Source organism: Bacillus sp. RIT 809 (genome assembly GCF_016892495.1).
Taxonomy (GTDB): Bacteria; Bacillota; Bacilli; order Bacillales; family Bacillaceae_G; genus Bacillus_A; species Bacillus_A cereus_U.
On record NZ_JAFEMR010000002.1, the window covers coordinates 126,486 to 149,746 of the forward strand.

A 23,261-nucleotide genomic window follows, 5' to 3' on the forward strand; every position below is an offset into this window, starting at 1 on the left:
AGGGATGAGAATATATGCTACCTTCATATGATTTTTTTATTCATCCAATGTACTTAGTGGAATTAAAAAAAGATATTTGGTCAGATAGCCCAGTGCCAGCAAAGTTAACATATGGAAAAAAGAAGTATGATATTGATATCGTTTATCGAGGCGCTCATATTCGTGAGTTTGAGAAAAAGTCTTATCATGTTAAGTTTTATAAGCCAAAAAAATTTCAAGGGGTGAAGGAATTTCATTTAAACTCTGAATTTATGGATCCATCTCTTATTCGTAATAAATTATCACTAGACTTTTTTAATGATATTGGGGTACTTTCACCGAAGTCACAGCACGTATTTATAAAAATAAATGGTCAAATCCAAGGCGTATATTTACAGTTAGAATCGGTTGATGAAAACTTTTTAAAAAGTAGAGGGTTGCCGAGTGGTTCTATTTATTATGCGATAGATGATGACGCGAATTTTTCTTTAATGAGTGAGAGAGATAAAGATGTTAAAACTGAGCTTTTTGCAGGGTATGAATTTAAATGTTCGAATAAAAATAGTGAAGAGCAACTGAGTGAATTCGTTTTTCAAGCAAATACACTATCGAGGGATGATTATGAAAAAGAAATTGGGAAATACCTTCATGTTGATAAATATTTACGCTGGTTAGCTGGCGTTATTTTGACTCAAAACTTTGATGGTTTTGTTCATAACTATGCACTGTATCATAACGATGAAACAAATTTATTTGAGGTCATCCCGTGGGATTACGATGCGACTTGGGGGCGTGATGTACAAGGGAGACCGCTTAATCATGAGTACATTCGCATTAAAGGATATAATACGTTAAGTGCAAGATTGTTAGATATACCTGTTTTTAGAAAGCAATATCGAAATATATTAGAAGAAATTTTAGAATTACAATTTACAGAATCCTTTATAAAACCAAAAGTAGAAGACATGTGCGAATCCATTCGTCCATATTTACTTCAGGATCCATATATGAAAGAGAAAATAGAAGTTTTTAATCAAGAGGCTGAGATGATTTTTCAATATATAAATAAAAGAAGAAACTATATACAAGAACATCTTCATGAATTGGGATGATTTTAAAGGAGATTGAAACATTATCAATCTCTTTTTTTGTATACTAAAGATGGAGAAATAAAATTTAGTAGAATGGAGTTGTGTAAATATGACGGTTAAATGGATTGATTGGGTAAAACAAATACAATCAATAGCACAAGCAGGTTTAACGTACTCCAAAGATGTGTATGATTTAGAGCGTTTCCAACAATTACGAGACATTTCAATTGCGATGATGTCACATTACACAAAAACAGATTGGGAAGTAGTAGAGAATTTATTTGCAAGTGAGACAGGCTATCAAACACCTAAAGTTGATATACGGGCAGTTATTTTTCAAAATGAAAAATTATTATTTGTGAAAGAAAAAAGTGATGGGAAATGGGCATTGCCAGGTGGATGGGCCGATATTGGTTATACGCCAACAGAAGTCGCAGCAAAAGAAGCATTAGAAGAGACAGGTTATAAAGTAGATCATTTTAGGCTACTAGCAATATTTGATAAAGAAAAACATCAACCGTCCCCATCAGCAACCCATATATATAAGATTTTTATAGGTTGTGAGATTGTTGGTGGAGAAAAGAAACTAAGTATTGAAACAGAGGATATAGATTTTTTTAGTGAAAATGAAATACCTGATTTATCAATCGCTAGAAATACAGAATGGCAGATTAAAGAAATGTTTGCGTTTATGAAGGATCGAAATAAGGAAAAGATACTTGATTAATTAAATGAATCAAGTATCTTTTTAGGGTATATTGATGAAGGGTTGTACATGTTCTTGTAACAAAAAAGAGTATAGTGTAGTCCTCTTTAAAGTCTATGAGTTAGGTGAAGAGATTCACATGATTATATTGGCAGATGGCAATCTTTATGTGATAATGGGATGGTATGTGAAGAAAAAAGGAGATAGAAAAGAATATGTTAGCGAATATAATAGATCAGTTATTACAATTCTTTGCAAATCTAGGATACTTTGGAGTAGCACTAGGTTTAATGATTGAAATTATCCCAAGTGAGATTGTACTTTCGTATGCTGGATTTTTAGTGGCAGAAGGGAAAATTAGTTTTGTCGGTGCTGTTATTGCCGGAACAATCGGTGGTACTTTAGCGCAAATCTTTTTATACTGGCTTGGATACTACGGAGGGCGTCCGGTTGTTGAGAGGTTTGGGAAATATCTGCTTATTAATAAACATCATTTAGACATAGCAGAAAATTGGTTTAAAAGATACGGGGCGGGTGTAATATTCTCTGCACGCTTTATTCCTGTTGTACGTCATGCTATCTCTATTCCTGCAGGACTAGCTAAGATGCCGTTAAAGCTCTTTACACTGTATACAGTAGTAGCGATTATTCCATGGTCAATTCTTTTTATATACTTAGGAGAAAAGCTTGGTGGAAATTGGCGACATATTAAAGAGTATGCATCTGATTACACACATTACATAATTATAGGTGCGGTTTTCTTTATTGCTCTTTACTTCGGTTTAAAGCTTTTGAAAAAGAGAAAAACAACGCATTAAAGTCAATGATTTTTCATTGGCTTTTTTTAATTGTTTTGGTTCTAAAAAAAAGGAGTTGTCCATAATGTGTAATAATAAAGCGTAGCGGGGGAATGTGATGAAAGGATCACCGTTTTTACGTGGAACGATATTTTTAACGATGGCAACGATGATATCTAAAATGTTAGGGTTCATATATGTTATACCATTTACAGCAATGGTAGGTACGAGTGGGTACGTATTATATACGTATGCATACCGTCCTTATACAATTATGCTTAGTATTGCAACGATGGGATTGCCACTTGCCGTTTCGAAAATGGTATCAAAATATGATCAACTCAATGATTATCATACGGTTAAAAGAGCATTAAAGAGTGGTATCGTTTTTATGTTTATAATGGGAGTTATTTCATGTTTTACACTATATATATTAGCTCCACATTTAGCTAAACTTGTAATTGATGGAAATGATCAAACCGGGAATAGTATAACGGAGGTCACTAATAACATTCAAATTGTAAGTTTTGCGCTAATACTTGTACCAGTAATGAGTTTATTAAGGGGCTTCTTTCAAGGATTTCAATCGATGGGACCTTCTGCACTAAGTGTAGTTGTAGAGCAATTTTTTCGGGTCTTAACCATTTTAATAGGAAGTTTTGTCGTTTTATATGTTTTAAAAGAGTCTATTTCGCTAGCGGTCGGTATTTCAACGTTTGGTGCATTTATGGGAGCTATAGGTGGATTAACGGTTTTAAGTGCGTATTATGTAAAGAGGAGAAGGCACTTAAAGAAAAAAGAGATGGCAAGTATACCACAAACAACGAAATCTTTTTTCTCGTTATATAAGGAGCTCTTTACATATTCAATACCGTTTGTTGTGGTTGGTTTAGCAATTCCGTTGTATCAGACAATTGATACATTTACAATTAATAAACTACTTATACAAATAGGATATATGCAAGGAGAAGCTGAAAAGATTAATGCGATAATTGGTCTTGTTCAGATGGTTGTACTTATCCCGGTTTCTGTTGCAACGGCTTTTAGTATGTCCCTTGTACCTGAAATGACGAAAGCTTATACAGCGGGAAATGAGAAGCTACTGTATAAACACTTTACAAGGACAAATTTATTAGTAGTAGGAATTACCGTACCGGCGGCGATTGGAATGATGGTTTTAGCAAAACCAGTGTATACTCTTTTATTTGGTGCGGGAAATGATCCGGAGATGGGCAGTATTATTTTGCAGTATTATGCTCCTGCTTGTATACTATTCTCACTATTTACAGTAACCGCTGCCATGTTACAAGGAATTAATCAACAACAGAAAACAGTGCTAGGATTAGTAATCGGAATAACTGTGAAGATAGTTTTAAATATTGTATTGCTACCGTATTTTGATTATGTAAGTTTTATCATTTCAACATACGCTGGCTATACGATTTCAGTCGGCTTTAACTTGTGGATGCTTTCTAAATATGTTATAAAGGCAACATAAGCTTTTTTAAAGGCAGAGAACACTCTGTCTTTTTCTATGTTTACAAGATTTTTCTTAAAAAAACGTTTTCAAAATAATTTTTCTATTGAAATTTAATCGTTTGTTTCATATGCTGAAAATAGCGGTTCAAAAACTGTTGTTTAAGTGAGGTAGATTCCCACATGTAAAAAGAATCGGGGTGATAGTATGTTAAATATTTATTTAACAGACCGAAACGGAAAACTACAAGAGATTGAGGAAATGCAAAAGGGCTGCTGGATTAATGTACTTCATCCAACAGAAGAAGAAATTCAGTATCTAGTACAAACTTTAAATGTAGACTTAGATTTCATTAAAGACCCTTTGGATGATGAAGAACGCTCTCGTATTGAAAAGGAAGACAATAATACTTTAATTATCGTGGATATTCCGACAGTCAGCCATGATGAAGAAGGAAATTCAATTTATGACACGATTCCAATAGGTATGATTGTAATGCCAGATTGTTTTGTTACTATTTGCTTAGAAGAAAATCCAATTTTTGAACGCTTTATTAATCAACGTATTAAAGAATTTTATACGTTTAAAAAGACGCGCTTCGCACTTCAGCTCTTATATACAATTTCTACTTATTATTTAAGGTACTTAAAGCAAATTAATCGAAAAACAATCGATTTAGAGCACCAATTAAATAAGTCGATGAAAAATAAAGAAATTTTCACATTGCTCGGCCTTGAAAAAAGTTTAGTTTATTTTACAACATCATTAAAGGCAAATAAAATTGTAATTCAAAAATTAATGCGAAACAGTACATTTTTGAAAATGTATGAAGACGATCAAGATTTACTAGAAGATGTATTAATTGAGAATAAGCAGGCTATTGAAATGGCGGAAATATATAGTCACATCTTAAGTGGAATGATGAATACATTTAGTTCGGTTATTTCTAACAATTTAAATAGTGTTATGAAACTGTTGACTTCTATTACAATCATTTTATCATTACCAACGATGGTTTCTAGTTTCTTTGGAATGAATGTAAAGGTTCCATTTGAAGGGGAAGCATATGGTTTTGTAATTGTACTTATAATATGTGTAACATTATCTTTCACTTTAGCATTTGTTTTTTGGAAGAAACGTTACTTTTAATGATAAGAAAGCTGCTCTAGCATAGTTATAAAACTGCGCTAGAGCAGCTTTTTTTGCTATAAAATCTCAATTTTGGAACAGAATATAACTTGTGAAATGTAATGTGTATGAAGGTTATGAATTCCATATAACTCTTGTTCAAATAATAAAATGGAGTTAAAATTACATATTGTTAATGAAAAGTTGGAGGAAATACATCATGGAATTGTTTCAATTACCGAAAGCATTCCTGCAAATGAATACAATCTTTATCTCAATATTAATCGAAGCACTTCCTTTTGTGCTAATTGGTGTATTTATTTCAGGATTCATTCAAATGTTTGTGACAGAAGATATGGTGGCAAAATGGATGCCTAAAAACCGATTTCTGTCTGTTTTATTAGCTACTTTTTTAGGTATGATGTTTCCTGGGTGTGAATGTGGAATTGTTCCGATTGTAAGACGATTAATCGGAAAAGGGGTTCCACCCTATGCAGGAATTGCATTTATGTTAACTGGACCGATTATTAATCCAGTTGTATTATTTGCAACATATGTTGCTTTTGGAAGTAGTATGCACATGGTATGGTATCGTTCTATAGTAGCGATTATCGTAGCAATTATCGTTGGAATTATATTATCATTTATGTTTAAAGAACATCAATTAAGAGATGATCACTTCCCAGAAGTGAATCATAAGCGTCCGTTACGTAAAAAAATGTGGGATGTATGTACACATGCTGTTGAGGAATTCTTCTCAATGGGAAAATATTTAGTGCTAGGTGCGTTAATTGCAGCTGCGGTTCAAACATTTGTACAAACGTCAACATTGCTTGCAATTGGACAAGGTCCGTTTTCTTCATCAGCTGTTATGATGGGACTTGCTTTCATTTTATCACTTTGTTCAGAGGCAGATGCATTTATTGCTTCTTCATTCCAAAGTACATTTTCAACAGCGTCACTAGTCGCGTTCCTCGTATATGGACCGATGGTGGATATTAAAAATATGTTTATGATGCTTGCGACATTTAAAACAAAATTTGTAATTGTTGTGACGGTTACAGTTACACTTGTTGTTTATGCAAGCTCACTACTCATTTATGCGATGGGGTGGTAGGTTATGTTTCGGGCATATATATTATTAGGTTTTACAATTTTAATTGGACAGCTTCATATTTCCGGTAACATTACGAAGTATATAAATATGAAGTATGCCTATTTATCAAAAACTGCAGCTATTATTTTAGGTTTCTTAACGATTATACAAATTATTATCGTTTTCCAGAAAGAGCATCAAAAGGAAAAAGAGAAACATGATTGCAGTTGTGATCATAGCCATTGTGGGCATGATCATTCGAAAGATGAAAATACATGGTGGAAACGAACGTTTTCTTATACTCTGTTCTGTTTTCCGATTATTTCAGGATTATTTTTCCCAATTGCAACATTAGATTCGGACATTGTTAAGGCGAAGGGGTTTCACTTTCCTGTTGCACAAGCGGAAAGTAAAGATCCATTTATGACAAGACAATTCTTAAGACCGGATACGAGTATTTATTACGGGAAAGAAGGATATCGTGGTGTAATGGAAAAAGGGAAGAAAGAGTTTGTTACGAAAGACAATATCACTTTAAAAGATGAAGATTTCTTAAAGGGTATGGAGACAATTTATAATTATCCTGGTGAATTTACTGGTAAAACCCTGTCTTATAAAGGATTTGTTTTCCGAGATGATTCTTCTAAAAAGGAACAATATTTCTTATTCCGTTTCGGTATTATACATTGTGTTGCGGATTCGGGTGTATATGGCATGTTAGTTAAAAAACCAGAAGGTGTAGAGTGGAAAAATGATGATTGGATTCAGGTGGAAGGAGAAATTTCAACTGAATTTTATCAGCCATTCCATGCAAATATTCCAGTGTTAGAAGTAACGAAATGGAATAAAGTTGAACAGCCGAAAGAACAATATGTATTTAGAGGAGCCGATTGATAAAATCGGTTCTTTTTTGTGGACTAAAAGTTCTAAAAATTGTTAATATTAAACGTGTAGTTCATGAGATGTAGTAAATGTTTGGATATTAGGGATATATAATTAAAGGGGTGATAATAATGACTGAAGTAAAGGGTAAAACAGCTAATGAATCAAGAGTTTTTAAAACGAGTCGAGTATTTCCAACAGATTTAAATGATCATAACACGCTATTTGGTGGAAAGATATTGGCGGAGATGGATATGGTTGCTTCAATTTCAGCGACGAGACACTCGAGAATGGAATGTGTCACAGCGTCTATGGATTGGGTAGATTTCTTATACCCAGTACGTTCTTCAGATTGTGTTAGCTATGAATCTTTCGTAATTTGGACGGGAAGAACTTCTATGGAGATATTTGTGAAAGTAGTAGCAGAAGATTTAATTTCAGGTGAAAAACGTGTAGCAGCAACTTCATTCGTTACTTTTGTTGCGCTGAGCAAGGAGAATAATCCAGTCCCTGTACCTCGTGTTATCCCTGAGACAGAAGAGGAGAAAGAATTGCATCGAATTGCTGTGTTACGTGCAGAACAGCGTCATATTCGTAAGGCGGAGAGTAAGAAGGTAGCTACACTGCTAACTTTTTGATGTGAAATACTTTCCTAGTGGTACTATTTTTGTAATGGGCTAGGGGATTTTATGAAATGAAAAGCGGACACCTAAAAATAGGTGTCCGCTTTTATAGTTTTTTCATCCCCATATCGTATTACAATAACTGCTTAGCAGAAGCAAGCAGCACCGACGATAATTAAGAGGATAAATAATACGACTAGTAGCGCAAATCCATTACCATGTGCGAAGCCCATTGTTATTTCCTCCTTTTATTTTAAGATACAACATACAATATGCAGATGAGCTCTTGTTTGATATGGACGTATATCATGCAATGACATATTTTTTTGTATGATAATGTTTAAAAAAAGGAAAGATATAGGAATAACTGTAGTTAGAGAAAGGAACGTATCCATGAAGCACTTTTTAATTGTAATAATTTGTTTTATAGGTGTATTCATATGGATGAACGTTGATGTGGAAATGGGGAAGAAAATGGCTAGTGGATATGAATTAGAAAAAATTCGATCAGGGGATTTTCAATTATATACGAACGGTGATGAGTTATATAGAAGTTTATTTGAGAATATAAATCGTGCAGAAAAGAATGTATATATTCATTTTTATATTGTAGGTAAAGATGAAGTAAGCAAAGAATTCTTACAATTGTTAGAGAAAAAAGCATCTAGCGGAGTAGATGTGAAATTGTCAGTAGACCGTATAGGTGGATATAAGCTCAAGAAAAAGATAATTAATCAATTAAAAGAAAAAGGCGTGAAATTTACATTTAGTAAAAAACTTAAATTAAAAAACTTATTTTATTCTTTGCATCAACGTAATCATAGACGCATTGTTACTATAGATGGGAAAGTTTCATACATTGGTGGCTTCAATATCGGAAAGGAATATCTTGGGCAGGATCCTAAATTTGGTCCGTGGCGTGATTATCATGTACGCATCGAAGGGAATGGAGCTACTGATATGGAACGGAAGTTTGCGGAAGATTGGCAAGAAGATACGGGAGAGAAATTCCTTATACATCAAGAGTTGCCGGCACAAGGAAATGTAAAATATCAATATATATTTTCGAATGGAAAAGGCTTATGGCGGAAGTACGGGGCACTATTAAAGAAGGCAAAACACTCCTTAATTATTGCTACACCATATTTTGTACCGAGTAAAGAAATGGTAAAAGGACTGAAAGATGCATTAAATCGTGGTGTCCGTGTGAAAATTCTCGTTCCCTTTAAAAGTGATGCCGTATTGTTAAAACAGGCTGCCTATCCTTATTTGAAAGACATGTTAGATGCTGGAGCGGAGATTTATCAATATCGAAATGGATTTTTTCATGGGAAAGTAACAATCATTGATGAGGACATCGTTGATATCGGTACAGCGAATTTTGATAATAGAAGCTTCTATTTAAATAACGAATCAAACTGTGTCATATATGATAAGACAGTCGTTGCTGATGTCTGGAATCGACTAAAAGAAGACTTTCATAAGTCAAAACGATTTTCAGAAGAAGATTTTGAGAAAATTAGTCGCTGGGATTGGTTTCTAGGAAGAATAGCGAATGTTATTGCATCATATTTATAGTATATAGATGGAAAATAGGAAGGGAGGCGCTTTAATGGATTGTATGAAAGAATTGATGACATATAGTTACACACTTATATATAAAGTTGGAGAGTACACGGGCAAGGTTCGAGATGAAGAATTAAAGGATATTTTAAAGCATCATTTACCGTATATGTTGCAAGCATATAATGAACAAGTAAATTTTCAAGAAGGAGAAAATGTACAGCATATAACTTGTAAACAAATGTGGCCGGAATTTACTGAAATGGATAGGGAAACAGATAATGAATATACAGGGGATATGGGGATTGCTATTTGTTATATTACACATTTGAAACGATTGGCATTAAAGTTTGCTCAAGTGGCAGTGGAAGTTGCGAACCCAGAGTTTCGTTCTTTCTTGGAAAATTGTTTTGTGAAAATGAATCGTTATGCTTATAGTGTTTGGCAATATGTTGTGAAGAAGGAATATAAAATTAAACATTTATATGAAAACGAAAAATTCGCGTGAAAAGCTAAGGTGGAATGAAAGGCGCCTTAGTTTTTTTATGTCTAATTAGAGGGGGGATTAAAGATTGGTTATGTTATCCGAAAATTTACAAAAGTTTACTGTATCTTTACTATTTTTAAATCTTTCCTTTAAAAATAAAGAGTAATATGGGATTGTACATATTCTATCAAAGGGAGGAAACGCAAATGAACAAATGGGTTAAGTCATTAACTGCTATGGCACTTGCAAGTTCTTTATTAATGGTAGGTTGTAGTAAAGATGAGGATAAAAAGAAAGAGGATGACACAACAACAAAGCAAGATGAAAAGAAAGATAAAGAAACAAGCGGAACAGATAAGTCTTCAGATTCAAAAGAAAAGAAATAAAGTGAAACTTTAATCAGTGGGGGTTTTGTCCATCCCTCACTGATTATTAGCCTTCACCAATCGGGCTTTTACGGGCAGTTGATCTCCCACCTAACTCCCTCGCGGTCGCCGGATTTTGAGGTGGGAGTCTTACTGCCCGCAAATAGCGGGATAAATGGATAATAGAGCTTCCTCACATATATGAGGGAGCTTTTTTGTTGCGTATTTGTAAGTTTTGCGGAAAAATAGAGAGAAAGAATTGAAAAGGAGAAAGTAAATGAAAGTATGTATATTAGGAGCGACAGGTAGAGTAGGGTCACACATTATGAAATTGGCATTACATGATTCATATGAAGTGACGGTATTAGTTCGTGATTTGAGTAAAGTAGAAATAGAGCATGAAAGGTTACATATTATAGAGGGAAATGTGTTAAACGGAAATGATATAAAGGAAGCGATTAAAGGATGTGATATTGTAATTAGTGCTCTTGGAACTGATCGGAATGGGACGTTAGAGAAGAGTTTACCGATTATTATAAAGCAAATGGAAGAAGAGGGCATAAAGAAAATTGTTACAATAGGAACTGCTGGTATTTTACAAGCGCGAACAAATCCCAATATATATCGTTTCCAATCAAAAGAATCGAAAAGAAAAATGACAACAGCTGCGGAAGATCACTTAGCTGCTTATAAAGCACTACATAACAGTAATTTATGTTGGACTGTTGTTTGTCCGACGCATTTAATAGATGGTGATGTAACAGGTGTATATCGAACTGAAAAAGATATGTTGCCAACAGATGGATCGAAAATCACAGTTGGTGATACAGCTCATTTTGCATGGAGTTTACGTAATAAAAGCTTATACGAGAAAAGCCGAGTAGGTATTTCATATTAAAAAACCATCCCAAAATAGGGATGGCTAAAAAATGATATAGCATACAAAGATGATAATCATAATGATTTGGAGAATGGCTTTGGCAACTGTACTACTTAAAAAACCGACTACAGTTGCAATTCCGACTAAAAGGGCGTCTTTTGGCGCCTTTTTATGCATTAGTTCCGTAATAAATACAGATAAGAACGGTATGATAATAAGCCCGAATGGTGGGAAGAAGAACGATCCGACAATGATAGAAACCATACCAACACGTTCGCCCGATTTTGTACTTCCGTATTTTTTTAGGAAGTATCCATTTGCAATAAAGTCAGCAACGAAAATGAAGAGTGTAAAAATGACTTGAATAATCCAAAAAGATGTCGTTAACTCTCCGCCATTTATTCCAAAATGATAAATGAAATAGCCAGCCCATACGGCAAGGATGCCAGGAATAATGGGGTAAATAAAGGCAAGAAATGAAACAATGAAACAAGAAATGATACAAATTGTTAGTAAAACAGTCACTTTATAACTCCTTTGTAGTATCTAATTTATGTACAGCAATCTTTTTAATTTGATGCCCATCAAGTTCTAATGCTTTAAATTGAAAACCATCATATTCAACTGAATAGCCAGCCTCAATATTTAAATCAATTGATTGAGAGAGAAGCCAACCACCAATTGTATCTAAATCACTTTCATCGATATGTAGGCCAAACATATCATTTACTTCAGAAATGAGTACTTTCCCATCTAAAACAGTAAGCTTAGGAGTACGCTTTTCAATCATTGGTGATTCGTCTGCGTCAAATTCATCTTGAATTTCTCCGATAATTTCTTCAAGAATATCCTCCATCGTTAAAAGGCCAGCAGTTCCACCGTATTCATCCATAACAATCGCCATTTGTACGCGGTTCTTTTGGAGGTGTATTAACGTTTTACGAATGGGAACTGTTTCAAATACAGTTAAAACAGGATGTATGTAAGCATCAAGTGGTTTGTAAATGCCTTTTGTTTGATTATGAAAAATCTCTTTCGTATTTATCATTCCGATAATATCATCTTTATCCTTTTCAATAATAGGATAACGTGTATACTTTTCAGTTGCAACGATTTTCATATTTTCTTCTAACGTATTTTCAGTAGATAAACAAACCATTTCAGTTCTAGGTACCATAATTTCTTTAGCAACACGATCATCAAATTCAAAAATATTATTTACATATTTATATTCGGTTTGATTAATTTCGCCGCTTTTATAGCTTTCACCTAAAATGAGTCGTAGTTCTTCTTCGGAATGAGCAAGTTCATTTTCTTTTGCAGGTTCTAAACCTAATAATTTAGTGAAAAATACAGCTGAACTATTCAGTAACCAAATGAATGGATACATAATTTTATCAAACAAAATAAGCGGTTTTGCAAATTTTAATGTGATTGCTTCAGCTTTTTGGATTGCGAAAGACTTAGGAACTAACTCGCCTAATACAACATGGAAAAAAGTAATCACACTAAAAGCAATAATAAAGGATAGCGTGTTAGCCATTGTTCCAGTAATATTGATTCTTTCAAATAGTGGTCGTAATAAATGCTCTACAGTTGGTTCACCAAGCCAACCAAGTCCTAAAGAAGTGATAGTAATACCGAGCTGACAAGCAGATAAATAAACATCTAAATTAGATAAGACGCTTCTTGCAGCTAATGCTTGTTTATTACCTTCATTAGCAAGCTGGTCAATTCGACTTTTTCGTACTTTTACGACAGCGAATTCTGAAGCAACGAAAAAACCAGAAATAAGGATAAGTATAAAGATGAGAAAAATATTTAATATGTCCAAGTGTGTTCTTTATTCCTACTTTGGAATAAAGATGTCACCTCCTGCAATTATGTTATACTTTTATAATAAATCTAAATGAAAAGATTAGTCAAAGAAAATGGGTAAATAATGGTAGGTTTTAATAGTAGTTTTTTAATTTGCTGTTATTTTGTCCTCTATATAATAGGAATAACCGTCTACTTTTAATTTAGGTAGACGGTTATTCTATGTTATGGTTTCGAAATACTTCTAGTTAAAGTATACGTGTTCTGTTTAGCGTAGTTTGTTGTCCATAAAGCTTGGAGAAACGATAAGATGCTATATGGAATATAAAGTAGTAATAAACCAATTGTGACAACTATAGGTGCATTTTTGCCAAATTGGACGATAAATTGTAATAGTCCATTTGTATGAAAAATACATTCCATAAAAACGAATGAAAGAATAATGGAACTCAAAATAGATTTATGATTGGAAGTAAGCGCAATAAATAACGTATCAACAAGGAAAGATGAATTTTTTATTTCGTATTCATTAGTAGTATTTAAGAACGGTAGCCATTTTTTAATTGCTTGCATAACGATTATCATAGAAGTGCTACATACGATGATAAAAGAGGAGAAGAAAGGAAACTTTATGAATTTCGCGATGTAGAGAAGTGATAATAGGACTAAACATTGTAATATCACAGTGCCAAAAGAATACGGTATCCAGCGAAATAAAGAACTACACTTTTTTAATGAGTTTGGTGCTTTTAAAAATAGATGGCCAATTCCTAGACTTATAAAGAAACCGATTACAAGAGTGAATGTGAAACGAACGATCGATAAAAAATATATTTCCCATATGTAGGGGAACAGTGGTGACGAATGGTTAGAGGTATGTATTATATTTTGTGTATGTATAAGCTGATTTGCTGAGAAAAGGATAGGTTCATGCATCCAATCAATTGTTGGAATTGAAATGGAAGAAGACTGCACTAAATTATGGAAAATGCTTACAAATCCAGTTAAGTAGGAATAATTATGTGTAATGAATAATGCTGGAAGAGGACTTATGACAAAAATAATCAAAATACCGGCTATAAATTTACATATATGTGAGCGCAATAAGGACATTCAATCACCTACTCTTTGAATATTCAGAAAATTCTTATTCTTATTTTAACTTTTTTCGGATGAAGTTACAACACATTTTTCTCGAAGTAAGTTAGAGAGAATATACTATACTGAGATTATCCCGCTTTAACGGGCAGTAGACTCCACCTCAAAATTTGGCGAATGCGTAGAAGTTAGGTGGGGAGATCAACTGCCCATAAAAGCCCGATTGGTGAAGGCTAATAATAAATGGGGTGGAAAAATCCCCACTTATTAAGGTTTCACTTTAAACAAGTGTATGATTAATGAATAAATTATGACAGAAAAATGAATAATTTTCAGAAAAATAAAATAATATATTTATTTTTTTCTGAAAATATAATATAGTTATGGCACAGAAAGTATTTTAGCATAAGGAGGCTTTTTATGAGGATTAAAGGGAATTATGTGCCAAAGAGGGAAGTTTTGTTCTGCTCAAGTTCAATTACGATAGGGGAAGCGCTGGAGCATTTAAATAAAACGGGGTATCGTTGTGTACCAGTTTTAGATGAAAAAAAAGAGAAGTTTTTAGGGAATGTATACAAAGTAGATATTTTAGAATATAAAGGTTCACTTGAAGATGATGTATTACAATTATTGAACGATAAAAATGGGTACGTGAGAGAAGACTCTTCCTTCTTTAAAGTATTTTTTACAATTAAAAAATTACCGTATTTATCAGTAGTTGATGAAAAAGGGGTCTTCCTTGGTATTTTAACTCATAAAAAAGTTTTTGAACTATTAGAAGATGCATGGGGAGTCCATTCTAGTAAATATTCTGTCATGATTGGAACACAAGATTATAATGGGGCCATTCAAAAATTATCGACAGTGCTAAAGAAATACACGGGTATTCAAAGCTTAATGACTTTTGATAATGATGCTTTATTAGTACGTAGAATTATGTTTACATTGGGAGAAGAGTTTGAAGATAGTGAATTAGAAACATTGCTAAAAGATTTAGAAGATCATGGATTTAGAGTTGTGTATGTTGAAGAGATGAAGAATCCACGTGAAGTTGAAACGATAGAGTAACAAGTAAAAGCCATCTTATTTTTTGGATGGCTTTCACTTTCTTTTGTATAAAGATATTCAAATATAATAAAGTATAAAAATCGTAAATTTCTAAAAATATTTGTGTAATAGAATAAATAAAGGAGGTATGCGTGGATAATTTTGATTTTCAAAAAATTCTATTTAAAAATATGTTTTTATTTTTCAGCCAAATATGTTACTATATGTGTGATAAAAACAAAGAGGTCTGACAACTAAACTCCACGTCATAACACTCTAATGACTTAAATTTTCAAAAAAATCAAAATTTATTATTTAGAGTAATTAAAAGGGGAATGGAGAAATTATGGAGAAGGACATTGCTTTGTAAGGGGCATACTTTATGATTATGAACGGAGAGGAGGATGCATAGCATATTGTGAGAATAGAGAAAAACAATGAAAAAGTGCTATGCAAATGAAAGAGATGAAGGGACGATTAAGGCCAGGTGATACGCTAGCAATCGGTTTAATGTTATTTGCATTATTTTTAGGAGCAGGAAATTTAATTTTTCCACCAGTTTTAGGTCAACAAGCAGGAGAAAATGTTTGGATTGCTACAATTGGATTCCTTGTAACGGGAGTCGGACTTCCCCTATTAGCTGTCACAGCTGTCGCGTTTGTAGAGGGGGACTTGAAAGCGCTATCTTCTAGAGTTCACCCTATATTTGCGTTTGTTTTTCCACTGGTTAGTTATTTAGCAATTGGACCATTCTTTGCGATCCCGCGTACTGGAGCTGTTTCATTTGAAATGGGAATGAAGCCGTTTTTATCAGAAGCAATGGTTTCAGAATGGTACATGCTATTCCTTTACACTATAGTTTTCTTCGGAATAACGTGGTATTTATCATTAAATCCATCTAAATTAGTTGATTGGTTTGGAAAGTTTCTCACACCGTTGTTAGTATTAATTGTTGCTGTTATTGTCGGAAAGGCAATTATTGATCCGATTGGAACACCGGCTGCACCACTCGCTGCTTATAAAGAAAATGCTTTCTTTGGTGGGTTTATTCAAGGGTATTTAACGATGGATGCAATTAGTGCTCTTGTATTTGGAATTGTTGTTGTACAAGTTATTCGCTCAAAAGGAATAAAAGAGAGCGGACAAATCGCAAAAATAACAGTCGTATCAGGAGTAATTGCTGTAATAGGTTTAACGTTAATATATTTATCACTTGCTTATCTAGGTTCAACGAGTACATCACTTGGTGTTTCAGAGAACGGTGGTCTTATTTTAACGAATGTTGTAAATGAGTTGTATGGAACGAGTGGGAAAATTTTATTAGGACTTGTTATTACACTTGCTTGTTTAACGACTTCGGTTGGATTAGCATCTGCCTGTGCAGGGTTCTTTTCAAACTTATTCCCGAAATTTTCACATAAAACGATTGTAACAATAGTATGTGTATTTAGTTTAATTGTATCTAACTTAGGATTGACACAATTAATCGCAGTAACTTTACCAGTGTTAATGATCATTTATCCAGTTGCAATTGTATTAATTGTACTTTCGTATTTCCATAAATGGATTGGAAAGCGTAATACAATTTATATTGGTGCAATATTAGGTGCATTGTCGATTAGTTTATTTAATGGCTTAGAAAGTGCGAACATAAAAATTGACGCAATTTCAAATGTACTACAAATGTTACCATTATATAAAGAAGGAATAGGATGGTTAATCCCAGCATGTGTTGGCGGGGTTCTCGGTTTCTTCTTCTATAAATCAAATGAATCAAGTGAGTTACAAAAGAAAGGTGCCTAGGCGCCTTTCTTTTTTTAAAGGGGATTTTTATGTTTCGTCTAAGTAATAATTGGGAGGATTGATAAAATGGCTAGTTTTGAAGATTTTTTAACTTTGGATTTGCGTATTGGGACGGTAAGAAAGGCGGAGGAATTTAAAGAAGCAAGGATTCCTGCAATTAAGTTAGAAATTGATTTTGGAGAGTTAGGGATTAAGCAATCAAGTGCTCAAATTACGAAAAGATACAATCCAGAAGATTTGATCGGTCAACAAGTCGTTGCTATAGTGAATTTTCCACCAAAGCGTGTGGCAGGATTTAAATCGGAAGTGCTTGTACTTGGCGGAGTTCCTGAAGCTGACGATGTTGTTTTACTTCAGCCTAATATGGAACTACCGAATGGAACGAAAATTAGTTAGTGTGAAGGTAGGTGTTAATTTGGATATTGGACGAGAGTATTTAAAATGTGCAATTTCGAATTTCAAAGCAACACAAAACCAAGGAGAACGAGTACTTTCTCAATTATCTTATGAACAGATAATGTGGTCTTCTCATGAGGAGACAAATAGTATTGCGATTATTATTAAGCATTTGCATGGTAATATGCGTTCAAGATGGACGGATTTTTTAACGTCTGATGGTGAAAAAACAGATCGTAATCGAGATGGTGAATTTGAAGGCGGCTACAATTCAAAACAAGAAGCTCTTGCAGCGTGGCAAGAAGGGTGGGATTATGTTTTTCGAGCTTTGGATAATGTAACGCCAGAGAAGGTTTTGCAGAAAGTATACATTCGCGGAGAAGAGCACACTGTAATGCAAGCGATCGAAAGGCAAATTTCTCATTATGCTTTACATATTGGACAAATCATTTACATTGGCAAAATGTTAAAAGAAAATGATTGGGAATGTTTAAGTATTCCTAGAGGTCAGTCTACTAGTTATTTACAGAAAAAACGTTCAATATAATAATATGACAGAAACCGATATAAAATAGGAAGCAAAAAAATAAGCCAAATAATAGAGGGTTCTGTGAACATAAGAATGCTGCCTACAATAAGCCCATATGTAATAAGAAAGAAACTCAAAAGTGTATTCATAGGGATAAAACACGAGGCGAACAGTTGTTGCTGTTTAAAACAACAGTTGTGAAATAAATAAAAACGGAAGTACCGCGTAGTGGTAATGATATCTTTCTTTCGTACAATTCTTTTTTTGCATGTATGACAGATGAATGGTGGCCGCATTTCGTTACACTCCATTTTTGGAATTCATTAGTTTCATAATAATTTGAGACAAAATTAAGTACAAAGTGTATACCCCTATATATGCTCCTGCAAGTAGAAAAAGTGGATTTAGTAAAATTCCATGAATGCTTGTCATGAAAACTAAATTTTGTATTAAAACATCATATATATTAATAGAAATAATTGTCCCGAGTACATACAGTGCTAAGTATGCGAAAATATGTAGCGTAATACGAATTTTAGGATGTAAAGCAAACAAATAAAAAATAAATGATAAGACGATTGGTAATGTTCCTATTAGTAGCTTCAATTCATTTCACCTCATTAACAATATAGCCGGAATTTAAGCGGTCTATTCTCTAGAGCTTGTACATAACTTGAAATAGAGAGGGTGATAGTATGAATCGAGGCTTTTTTTACGTGAAATTAACAAGTGTACGCAAGTTAATTATATTTGTTATTACTACGGTATTAGCGACTTTCTTTCTTATTAGTGTAATGGTAACTTCCATGAAAGAGACAAAGTCAACGTATTTATATAATTGGTTAAATGAGTTATCAATGAATGGTTACATGTACGTTATTGGGAAAGAGAATCATTATTTTACACAGGAATACCGGAATTTGAATCAAGACTTTTCTATTTCTTCATTCCTCTTTTCGATGGCTACGAATATTCGTTTTGATGATGTACGTAGTTTTGTCGGGAAAGAACTTCCGGGATTTGGGAAATATGATACAGAAATCGTTATAGCAGGTGAAGGAACAAATTACTCCAACTTACCGATAGAGTCGAGCGTTCCTCTTGAAGAAGTAGTGAAGGAACGGACTGGAGAAGCTGGACAAGTTCCTAAGTCTGATCCGAATAAAGAGAAGAAACAACCATCTCAAACGACGGGAAAAAGACAAGTTGCATTGATTTATCATTCACATAGCTGGGAATCTTATTTGCCGTTACTCAACTTAACGAATGATCCAAATCCAAATAAAGCAACGAGTTCTGTAACGAATATTTCAATAGTTGGCGATCGATTGCGTGAACAGTTAGAAAGTGAAGGGATCGGTGCTACTAACGATAAAACTGATGTTGGTCAAAAATTAATAAGTAAAGGATTAAACAGTAATAGTTCTTATAAACTGTCACGGGAAATTGTACAAGAAGCGATGGCTGGTAATAAAGAACTCCAATATTTTTTCGATTTGCACCGTGATAGTGCACGGAAAAATGTCACGACAAAAACAATTGGAGATAAATCCTATGCAAAGCTTGCTTTTGTAATAGGGAAAGGAAATAAAAATTATGAAAAGAACTTACAATTAGCAACAGCTCTTCATGAGGAAATTAATAAGAAATATCCAGGAGTAAGCCGTGGTGTCATTCAAAAAGGGTTCCAAACAGGAAATGGAGTCTATAATCAAGACTTATCGGGACAAGCGATTTTAATTGAAGTTGGTGGTGTAGATAATACAGATGAAGAATTAAATAGATCGATTGATGTTCTTGCTAAAGCATTTGGAGGGTATTTTTGGCAAGCGGAAAAAGTGAATGGATAAAGTGGGAATTTAATTAGCCCTCATCAATCGGGATACCCGTTAATACGGGAAAAACGTAAGCGAGAAGCTTACGTTTTTTTTATTCATAATCTATAGGTAGAAAGACATGTCACATTATAGACATAATTACCTATTATTATAGTAATATCGAAATTTGTCTATTTATAGTAAGAAATTTAGAAAGGAATTTTCAGAATAGTGGAGAAAATGTTTTTACAAGGAAAATTTTAAACTAACAGAATGGATAGGGGATCAAGATGATACGAGAGATTAGAGTAGAAGATGCAGCATCATTTTTACAATTAAGTAAGCAATTAGACGAAGAAACGAAATTTATGTTATACGAACCAGGAGAACGAAAAACTACAGTAGAGCAACAAGAAAAGATGGTCCACCGTTTTATAGAAAATGAATATGCGACAATATTTGTAGCAGTTGAAGATGATAGAGTAATTGGATTTATTTTAGCTAATGGTAATGATGTTCAAAGAAAGAGACATGTGGCAGGCATTGTAATTGGTATTTTGCAAGAGTATAGTGGCCGAGGTATTGGAACGAGTTTGTTTAAAGAAGTAGAGAAGTGGGCAAGATTACATGATGTATGGCGTTTAGAATTAACGGTAATGGCCCACAATACAAGAGCTCAGGCACTATATAGCAAAATTGGATTTGCGCAAGAAGGTGTCAAAAAATCTGCTCTTATCATCGATGGAAAAGGTATCGATGAGTATGAAATGGCCAAATTATTAAAATAAGAGGTCGTTATATGAAAAAAAGATGGGCACTACTTGGTACCGTAGCAATGATACTGATCATTGGAGTAGCGGGAATAAATTATAAGATGTACAAGGAGCAAGAGGCGCGGGAAGTAAATGTAAACAATATATTTCCGAAAGCAAAAGAAACGATTGCTAATATGGATGGGGATATCGCAGTCATTAGTAATCCAAATTCGATGCTTGTACTTGTGAATAAAAATAGGCGTTTACCAGATGGGTATAGACCGCCAGATTTAGTTGTTCCGAAAGTACGTTATTCTAGTGAAGGTGATCAGGAGAAGAAAAAGATGAGGAAAGAGGCAGCGGTGGCACTTGAGGAAATGATTCAGCAAGCCGATAATGAGCGGATTTTCCTTTTTGCAGTCTCTGGATTTAGATCTTTTGATCGACAAAAAGCATTAAATACAATGTATAAAAAACAAGATGGAGAAGCAAAGACAGCGATGTCTAGTGCAGTCCCTGGTACGAGTGAACATCAAACAGGACTAGCTATGGATATTACATCTCAATCTGCTAAATTTCAGTTAGAAACTGTTTTTGGGGAGACGAAAGAAGGAAAGTGGCTTTCTGAAAATGCCCATAAGTTTGGTTTTGTCATTCGATATACGAAAGAGAAAGAAGGGATTACCGGCTATCGTTATGAACCGTGGCATGTACGGTATGTTGGGAATCCGCAAGCTACATATTTATATGAAAACCAACTGACGCTTGAAGAAGTAACGCAATAATGAATTGAGGGGAGAGGGCTAAGATGACGATGTTATATAAGAAAAAGGTACATGCATATATTACGAGAGAAAAAGAAGGGGTTATGCAACTACTCGTTTTTAAACATCGTGATATACGAGAGGCTGGTATCCAAGTGCCAGGTGGGACAGTAGATGAAGGGGAAACGTTAGAGGCAGCAATTTTACGTGAAGTGCAAGAAGAGTCAGGACTACGCCATTTTTGTATCGAGCGCTTCCTATCTGATTACATTATTTATATGAAAGAAAAAAAAGAATATCAAAAACGTCATTTTTTCCACATTTCATTATTAACAGATGTGAAAGATACGTGGGAACATATAGTAAGTGCTGGTGAGGAAGACAAAGGTTTGGTATTTTGTTATGAGTGGATTGATATTAACAAATGCCCTGAATTAGCAGGTAAACAAGGAGAGTTTTTACATTTGCTAGAAGAGGTATATGTAAAATAATAAAAAGAGTCTGAGGCGATATTGAATTCGTTTCAGACTCTTTTTATTTCTCTGGAAATTAAAGGTTTTTAAACTGGTAAGTTGAAGTCCTTTAAAGGGATTGTAGTTGTTTATGCGAGGAGCGGAGAAAATGAAAAAGTAATAGATATACGTCATATATAAAAGGGCTTATAAAAGGAGAATGAAAATGGAAATTCAGTTCAATACATTATTGCAAAAAGAATTAACAATTCATGATATACAAATCGCAATGGAAAATGGGAAGTTAACTTCAAAAGAATTAGTCATGTATTATCTTCATAGAATCGCAAAGTATGACCAAGATGGTCCGAAACTCAATTCTATTTTAGAAATCAACCCAGATGCTATCTTTATTGCAGAAGCGCTAGATCATGAAAGAAAGACAAAAGGTATAAGAGGTCCATTGCACGGTATCCCTGTATTACTGAAGGACAATATTGAAACAAGTGATTCTATGCATACAAGTGCAGGGACAATTGCTCTTGAGCATAATGTTAGTAATCAAGATGCATTTCTTGTTAAAAAACTGCGTGCAGCAGGAGCAGTGATAATAGGAAAAGCAAATATGACAGAGTTAGCAAATGGAATGTCTTTTGAAATGTGGGCTGGATATAGTGCTAGAGGCGGTCAAACGATAAATCCTTACGGCACAGGAAAGGATGATATGTTTGTTGGTGGATCGAGTACAGGATCTGCCGTTGCAGTTGCTGCTAACTTTACTGTATTATCCGTTGGAACAGAGACAGATGCTTCTATTTTAAGTCCAGCTGTTCAAAACTCTGTAGTAGGTATTAAACCGACAGTTGGTTTAATTAGCCGTAGAGGAATTATTCCGTTCACATATTCTCAAGATACAGCCGGTCCGTTTGCTAGAAAGGTAACAGATGCGGCTATTTTACTAGGGAGTTTAACTGGAGTGGATGAAAAAGATGTAGCTACTTATAAAAGTGAAGGCATGGCATATCAAGATTATACATCTTATCTTGATGCTAATGGTTTAAAGGGAGCGAAGATCGGTGTTTATAGCAATGCTCCAAAAGATTATTACGAAAATGGTGAGTACGATGAAAAATTGTTTGAGGAAACGATCCAAGTATTACGTAGTGAGGGAGCGACAGTAGTAGAAGATATTGATATTCCGTCTTTTCATAGGGAATGGAGTTGGGGAGTTCCACTTTATGAGCTGAAGCACAGCTTGGATAACTATCTTTCTAAATTACCTTCTACTATTCCAGTGCATTCTATTTCGGAGTTAATGGAGTTTAATAAAAACATAGCAGAAAGAGCTTTGAAATATGGACAAACTAAGTTAGAAAGAAGAAAAGATTTTCCTAATACGTTAAGAAATCCAGAATATTTAAACGCAAGATTAGAAGATATATATTTTTCGCAAAAACAAGGAATTGATTTTGCATTAAAAAAATACGATCTTGATGCGATACTGTTCCCTTCCTATATAGGCTCTACAATATGTGCAAAAGCTGGGTACCCATCTATAGCAATACCTGCGGGATATATGGAAAGCGGGAGACCTTTTGGAATTACGATTGCAAGTACTGCTTTTAGTGAAGGAATATTAATTAAACTAGCATACGCTTTTGAACAAGCGACAAAACATAGGAAGATTCCCAACTTATCGTAAATAGAA

At 34.0% G+C, this 23,261-nt stretch carries 27 protein-coding genes; 21 read left to right on the forward strand and 6 right to left on the reverse strand.

The window, feature by feature from the left end:
• The first annotated feature begins 14 nt into the window (after window positions 1-14).
• From cotH to JTF23_RS02965, 8 genes are all read left to right on the forward strand, one after another.
• Window positions 15-1,091, forward strand: a complete 1,077-nt coding sequence (gene cotH, locus JTF23_RS02930) for a spore coat protein CotH (RefSeq protein ID WP_204208059.1) — start codon at window positions 15-17, stop codon at window positions 1,089-1,091.
• An 88-nt stretch (window positions 1,092-1,179) separates the two neighbouring features.
• Window positions 1,180-1,797: an NUDIX hydrolase N-terminal domain-containing protein gene (locus JTF23_RS02935; RefSeq protein ID WP_088078394.1), complete on the forward strand. Its 618-nt coding sequence runs from the start codon at window positions 1,180-1,182 to the stop codon at window positions 1,795-1,797.
• Window positions 1,798-1,991: 194 nt separating this feature from the next.
• Window positions 1,992-2,594, forward strand: a complete 603-nt coding sequence (gene uptA / locus JTF23_RS02940) for an undecaprenyl phosphate transporter UptA (RefSeq protein ID WP_204208060.1) — start codon at window positions 1,992-1,994, stop codon at window positions 2,592-2,594.
• Between the two features lie 97 nt (window positions 2,595-2,691).
• Window positions 2,692-4,071: a putative polysaccharide biosynthesis protein gene (locus tag JTF23_RS02945; protein ID WP_131231191.1), complete on the forward strand. Its 1,380-nt coding sequence runs from the start codon at window positions 2,692-2,694 to the stop codon at window positions 4,069-4,071.
• Between the two features lie 186 nt (window positions 4,072-4,257).
• A complete protein-coding gene (locus JTF23_RS02950) occupies window positions 4,258-5,199 on the forward strand; it encodes a magnesium transporter CorA family protein (protein ID WP_078181202.1) in 942 nt (313 codons plus the stop codon).
• A 199-nt stretch (window positions 5,200-5,398) separates the two neighbouring features.
• Complete coding sequence (locus tag JTF23_RS02955) at window positions 5,399-6,295, forward strand: permease (protein WP_002118586.1); 897 nt, start codon at window positions 5,399-5,401, stop codon at window positions 6,293-6,295.
• Window positions 6,296-6,298: 3 nt separating this feature from the next.
• Entirely contained in the window at window positions 6,299-7,168 is an 870-nt protein-coding gene (locus JTF23_RS02960; protein ID WP_002200765.1) for a TIGR03943 family putative permease subunit, read from the forward strand.
• Between the two features lie 119 nt (window positions 7,169-7,287).
• Entirely contained in the window at window positions 7,288-7,794 is a 507-nt protein-coding gene (locus JTF23_RS02965) for an acyl-CoA thioesterase (protein WP_002200764.1), read from the forward strand.
• Window positions 7,795-7,925: 131 nt separating this feature from the next.
• On the opposite strand, the gene JTF23_RS02970 is transcribed toward JTF23_RS02965, so the two are convergent.
• Window positions 7,926-8,012 carry a YjcZ family sporulation protein gene (locus JTF23_RS02970; RefSeq protein WP_000505094.1) on the reverse strand — a complete coding sequence of 29 codons (87 nt, stop codon included), beginning with the start codon at window positions 8,010-8,012 and terminating at the stop codon, window positions 7,926-7,928.
• A gap of 160 nt (window positions 8,013-8,172) precedes the next feature.
• On the opposite strand from JTF23_RS02970, the gene cls reads away from it, so the two are divergent.
• From cls to JTF23_RS02990, 4 genes are all read left to right on the forward strand, one after another.
• Window positions 8,173-9,357 carry a cardiolipin synthase gene (gene cls / locus JTF23_RS02975; RefSeq protein WP_204208061.1) on the forward strand — a complete coding sequence of 395 codons (1,185 nt, stop codon included), beginning with the start codon at window positions 8,173-8,175 and terminating at the stop codon, window positions 9,355-9,357.
• Between the two features lie 34 nt (window positions 9,358-9,391).
• On the forward strand, window positions 9,392-9,850 hold the full coding sequence (locus JTF23_RS02980) for a spore coat protein (RefSeq protein ID WP_204208062.1): 459 nt from the start codon (window positions 9,392-9,394) through the stop codon (window positions 9,848-9,850).
• Window positions 9,851-10,035: 185 nt separating this feature from the next.
• Window positions 10,036-10,215: a hypothetical protein gene (locus JTF23_RS02985; protein WP_002148549.1), complete on the forward strand. Its 180-nt coding sequence runs from the start codon at window positions 10,036-10,038 to the stop codon at window positions 10,213-10,215.
• Window positions 10,216-10,471: 256 nt separating this feature from the next.
• Window positions 10,472-11,092: an NAD(P)-dependent oxidoreductase gene (locus tag JTF23_RS02990; RefSeq protein WP_204208063.1), complete on the forward strand. Its 621-nt coding sequence runs from the start codon at window positions 10,472-10,474 to the stop codon at window positions 11,090-11,092.
• A 24-nt stretch (window positions 11,093-11,116) separates the two neighbouring features.
• On the opposite strand, the gene JTF23_RS02995 is transcribed toward JTF23_RS02990, so the two are convergent.
• From JTF23_RS02995 to JTF23_RS03005, 3 genes are all read right to left on the reverse strand, one after another.
• Window positions 11,117-11,599: a DUF456 domain-containing protein gene (locus tag JTF23_RS02995; RefSeq protein ID WP_204208064.1), complete on the reverse strand. Its 483-nt coding sequence runs from the start codon at window positions 11,597-11,599 to the stop codon at window positions 11,117-11,119.
• Between the two features lies 1 nt (window position 11,600).
• Window positions 11,601-12,908 (reverse strand): hemolysin family protein, encoded by a 1,308-nt coding sequence (locus JTF23_RS03000; RefSeq protein ID WP_002200762.1) that lies wholly within the window; start codon window positions 12,906-12,908, stop codon window positions 11,601-11,603.
• Between the two features lie 209 nt (window positions 12,909-13,117).
• Window positions 13,118-14,005 (reverse strand): hypothetical protein, encoded by an 888-nt coding sequence (locus JTF23_RS03005; RefSeq protein ID WP_204208065.1) that lies wholly within the window; start codon window positions 14,003-14,005, stop codon window positions 13,118-13,120.
• A gap of 405 nt (window positions 14,006-14,410) precedes the next feature.
• Between JTF23_RS03005 and cbpA the strand changes: the two genes are divergently transcribed.
• The 4 genes from cbpA (at window position 14,411) to JTF23_RS03025 (ending at window position 17,783) form a co-directional block, all read left to right on the forward strand.
• Entirely contained in the window at window positions 14,411-15,058 is a 648-nt protein-coding gene (cbpA, locus tag JTF23_RS03010; protein ID WP_204208066.1) for a cyclic di-AMP binding protein CbpA, read from the forward strand.
• Between the two features lie 444 nt (window positions 15,059-15,502).
• Complete coding sequence (brnQ4, locus tag JTF23_RS03015) at window positions 15,503-16,840, forward strand: branched-chain amino acid transport system II carrier protein BrnQ4 (protein WP_483862067.1); 1,338 nt, start codon at window positions 15,503-15,505, stop codon at window positions 16,838-16,840.
• A 66-nt stretch (window positions 16,841-16,906) separates the two neighbouring features.
• On the forward strand, window positions 16,907-17,236 hold the full coding sequence (csaA, locus tag JTF23_RS03020) for a chaperone CsaA (protein ID WP_002158147.1): 330 nt from the start codon (window positions 16,907-16,909) through the stop codon (window positions 17,234-17,236).
• Window positions 17,217-17,783, forward strand: a complete 567-nt coding sequence (locus JTF23_RS03025; RefSeq protein ID WP_204208068.1) for a DUF1572 domain-containing protein — start codon at window positions 17,217-17,219, stop codon at window positions 17,781-17,783. The genes csaA and JTF23_RS03025 overlap by 20 nt, the downstream gene beginning before the upstream one ends.
• Here the strand turns inward: JTF23_RS03025 and JTF23_RS27665 are convergent.
• Both JTF23_RS27665 and JTF23_RS03030 read right to left on the reverse strand, forming a co-directional pair.
• Window positions 17,756-18,061: a permease gene (locus JTF23_RS27665; RefSeq protein WP_252187990.1), complete on the reverse strand. Its 306-nt coding sequence runs from the start codon at window positions 18,059-18,061 to the stop codon at window positions 17,756-17,758. The two genes, JTF23_RS03025 and JTF23_RS27665, sit on opposite strands and share 28 nt — an antisense overlap.
• A 4-nt stretch (window positions 18,062-18,065) precedes the next feature.
• A complete protein-coding gene (locus JTF23_RS03030) occupies window positions 18,066-18,371 on the reverse strand; it encodes a hypothetical protein (protein WP_204208069.1) in 306 nt (101 codons plus the stop codon).
• Window positions 18,372-18,460: 89 nt separating this feature from the next.
• On the opposite strand from JTF23_RS03030, the gene spoIIP reads away from it, so the two are divergent.
• From spoIIP to JTF23_RS03055, 5 genes are all read left to right on the forward strand, one after another.
• The gene (gene spoIIP / locus JTF23_RS03035) at window positions 18,461-19,615 is read left to right on the forward strand and encodes a stage II sporulation protein P (RefSeq protein WP_204208070.1); all 1,155 of its coding nucleotides are present in this window, start codon (window positions 18,461-18,463) and stop codon (window positions 19,613-19,615) included.
• A 257-nt stretch (window positions 19,616-19,872) separates the two neighbouring features.
• Complete coding sequence (locus tag JTF23_RS03040; RefSeq protein WP_002202264.1) at window positions 19,873-20,370, forward strand: GNAT family N-acetyltransferase; 498 nt, start codon at window positions 19,873-19,875, stop codon at window positions 20,368-20,370.
• An 11-nt stretch (window positions 20,371-20,381) separates the two neighbouring features.
• Window positions 20,382-21,122, forward strand: coding sequence for a M15 family metallopeptidase (locus JTF23_RS03045; protein WP_002200752.1), 741 nt, complete (start codon window positions 20,382-20,384; stop codon window positions 21,120-21,122).
• 23 nt (window positions 21,123-21,145) lie between these two features.
• The gene (locus JTF23_RS03050; protein ID WP_002200751.1) at window positions 21,146-21,592 is read left to right on the forward strand and encodes an NUDIX hydrolase; all 447 of its coding nucleotides are present in this window, start codon (window positions 21,146-21,148) and stop codon (window positions 21,590-21,592) included.
• A gap of 187 nt (window positions 21,593-21,779) precedes the next feature.
• Window positions 21,780-23,255, forward strand: coding sequence for an amidase family protein (locus JTF23_RS03055; protein WP_204208071.1), 1,476 nt, complete (start codon window positions 21,780-21,782; stop codon window positions 23,253-23,255).
• Window positions 23,256-23,261 lie beyond the last annotated feature (6 nt).

What these genes read in the sequence shown, in the direction of transcription:
- cotH (WP_204208059.1), top strand. Translation starts at nt 15, where the DNA reads ATGCTACCTTCATATGATTTTTTTATTCATCCAATGTACTTAGTGGAA.
- JTF23_RS02935 (WP_088078394.1), top strand. Translation starts at nt 1,180, where the DNA reads ATGACGGTTAAATGGATTGATTGGGTAAAACAAATACAATCAATAGCA.
- uptA (WP_204208060.1), top strand. Translation starts at nt 1,992, where the DNA reads ATGTTAGCGAATATAATAGATCAGTTATTACAATTCTTTGCAAATCTA.
- JTF23_RS02945 (WP_131231191.1), top strand. Translation starts at nt 2,692, where the DNA reads ATGAAAGGATCACCGTTTTTACGTGGAACGATATTTTTAACGATGGCA.
- JTF23_RS02950 (WP_078181202.1), top strand. Translation starts at nt 4,258, where the DNA reads ATGTTAAATATTTATTTAACAGACCGAAACGGAAAACTACAAGAGATT.
- JTF23_RS02955 (WP_002118586.1), top strand. Translation starts at nt 5,399, where the DNA reads ATGGAATTGTTTCAATTACCGAAAGCATTCCTGCAAATGAATACAATC.
- JTF23_RS02960 (WP_002200765.1), top strand. Translation starts at nt 6,299, where the DNA reads ATGTTTCGGGCATATATATTATTAGGTTTTACAATTTTAATTGGACAG.
- JTF23_RS02965 (WP_002200764.1), top strand. Translation starts at nt 7,288, where the DNA reads ATGACTGAAGTAAAGGGTAAAACAGCTAATGAATCAAGAGTTTTTAAA.
- JTF23_RS02970 (WP_000505094.1), bottom strand. Translation starts at nt 8,012, where the DNA reads ATGGGCTTCGCACATGGTAATGGATTTGCGCTACTAGTCGTATTATTT.
- cls (WP_204208061.1), top strand. Translation starts at nt 8,173, where the DNA reads ATGAAGCACTTTTTAATTGTAATAATTTGTTTTATAGGTGTATTCATA.
- JTF23_RS02980 (WP_204208062.1), top strand. Translation starts at nt 9,392, where the DNA reads ATGGATTGTATGAAAGAATTGATGACATATAGTTACACACTTATATAT.
- JTF23_RS02985 (WP_002148549.1), top strand. Translation starts at nt 10,036, where the DNA reads ATGAACAAATGGGTTAAGTCATTAACTGCTATGGCACTTGCAAGTTCT.
- JTF23_RS02990 (WP_204208063.1), top strand. Translation starts at nt 10,472, where the DNA reads ATGAAAGTATGTATATTAGGAGCGACAGGTAGAGTAGGGTCACACATT.
- JTF23_RS03005 (WP_204208065.1), bottom strand. Translation starts at nt 14,005, where the DNA reads ATGTCCTTATTGCGCTCACATATATGTAAATTTATAGCCGGTATTTTG.
- cbpA (WP_204208066.1), top strand. Translation starts at nt 14,411, where the DNA reads ATGAGGATTAAAGGGAATTATGTGCCAAAGAGGGAAGTTTTGTTCTGC.
- brnQ4 (WP_483862067.1), top strand. Translation starts at nt 15,503, where the DNA reads ATGAAGGGACGATTAAGGCCAGGTGATACGCTAGCAATCGGTTTAATG.
- csaA (WP_002158147.1), top strand. Translation starts at nt 16,907, where the DNA reads ATGGCTAGTTTTGAAGATTTTTTAACTTTGGATTTGCGTATTGGGACG.
- JTF23_RS03025 (WP_204208068.1), top strand. Translation starts at nt 17,217, where the DNA reads ATGGAACGAAAATTAGTTAGTGTGAAGGTAGGTGTTAATTTGGATATT.
- JTF23_RS27665 (WP_252187990.1), bottom strand. Translation starts at nt 18,061, where the DNA reads ATGCGGCCACCATTCATCTGTCATACATGCAAAAAAAGAATTGTACGA.
- spoIIP (WP_204208070.1), top strand. Translation starts at nt 18,461, where the DNA reads ATGAATCGAGGCTTTTTTTACGTGAAATTAACAAGTGTACGCAAGTTA.
- JTF23_RS03040 (WP_002202264.1), top strand. Translation starts at nt 19,873, where the DNA reads ATGATACGAGAGATTAGAGTAGAAGATGCAGCATCATTTTTACAATTA.
- JTF23_RS03045 (WP_002200752.1), top strand. Translation starts at nt 20,382, where the DNA reads ATGAAAAAAAGATGGGCACTACTTGGTACCGTAGCAATGATACTGATC.
- JTF23_RS03050 (WP_002200751.1), top strand. Translation starts at nt 21,146, where the DNA reads ATGACGATGTTATATAAGAAAAAGGTACATGCATATATTACGAGAGAA.
- JTF23_RS03055 (WP_204208071.1), top strand. Translation starts at nt 21,780, where the DNA reads ATGGAAATTCAGTTCAATACATTATTGCAAAAAGAATTAACAATTCAT.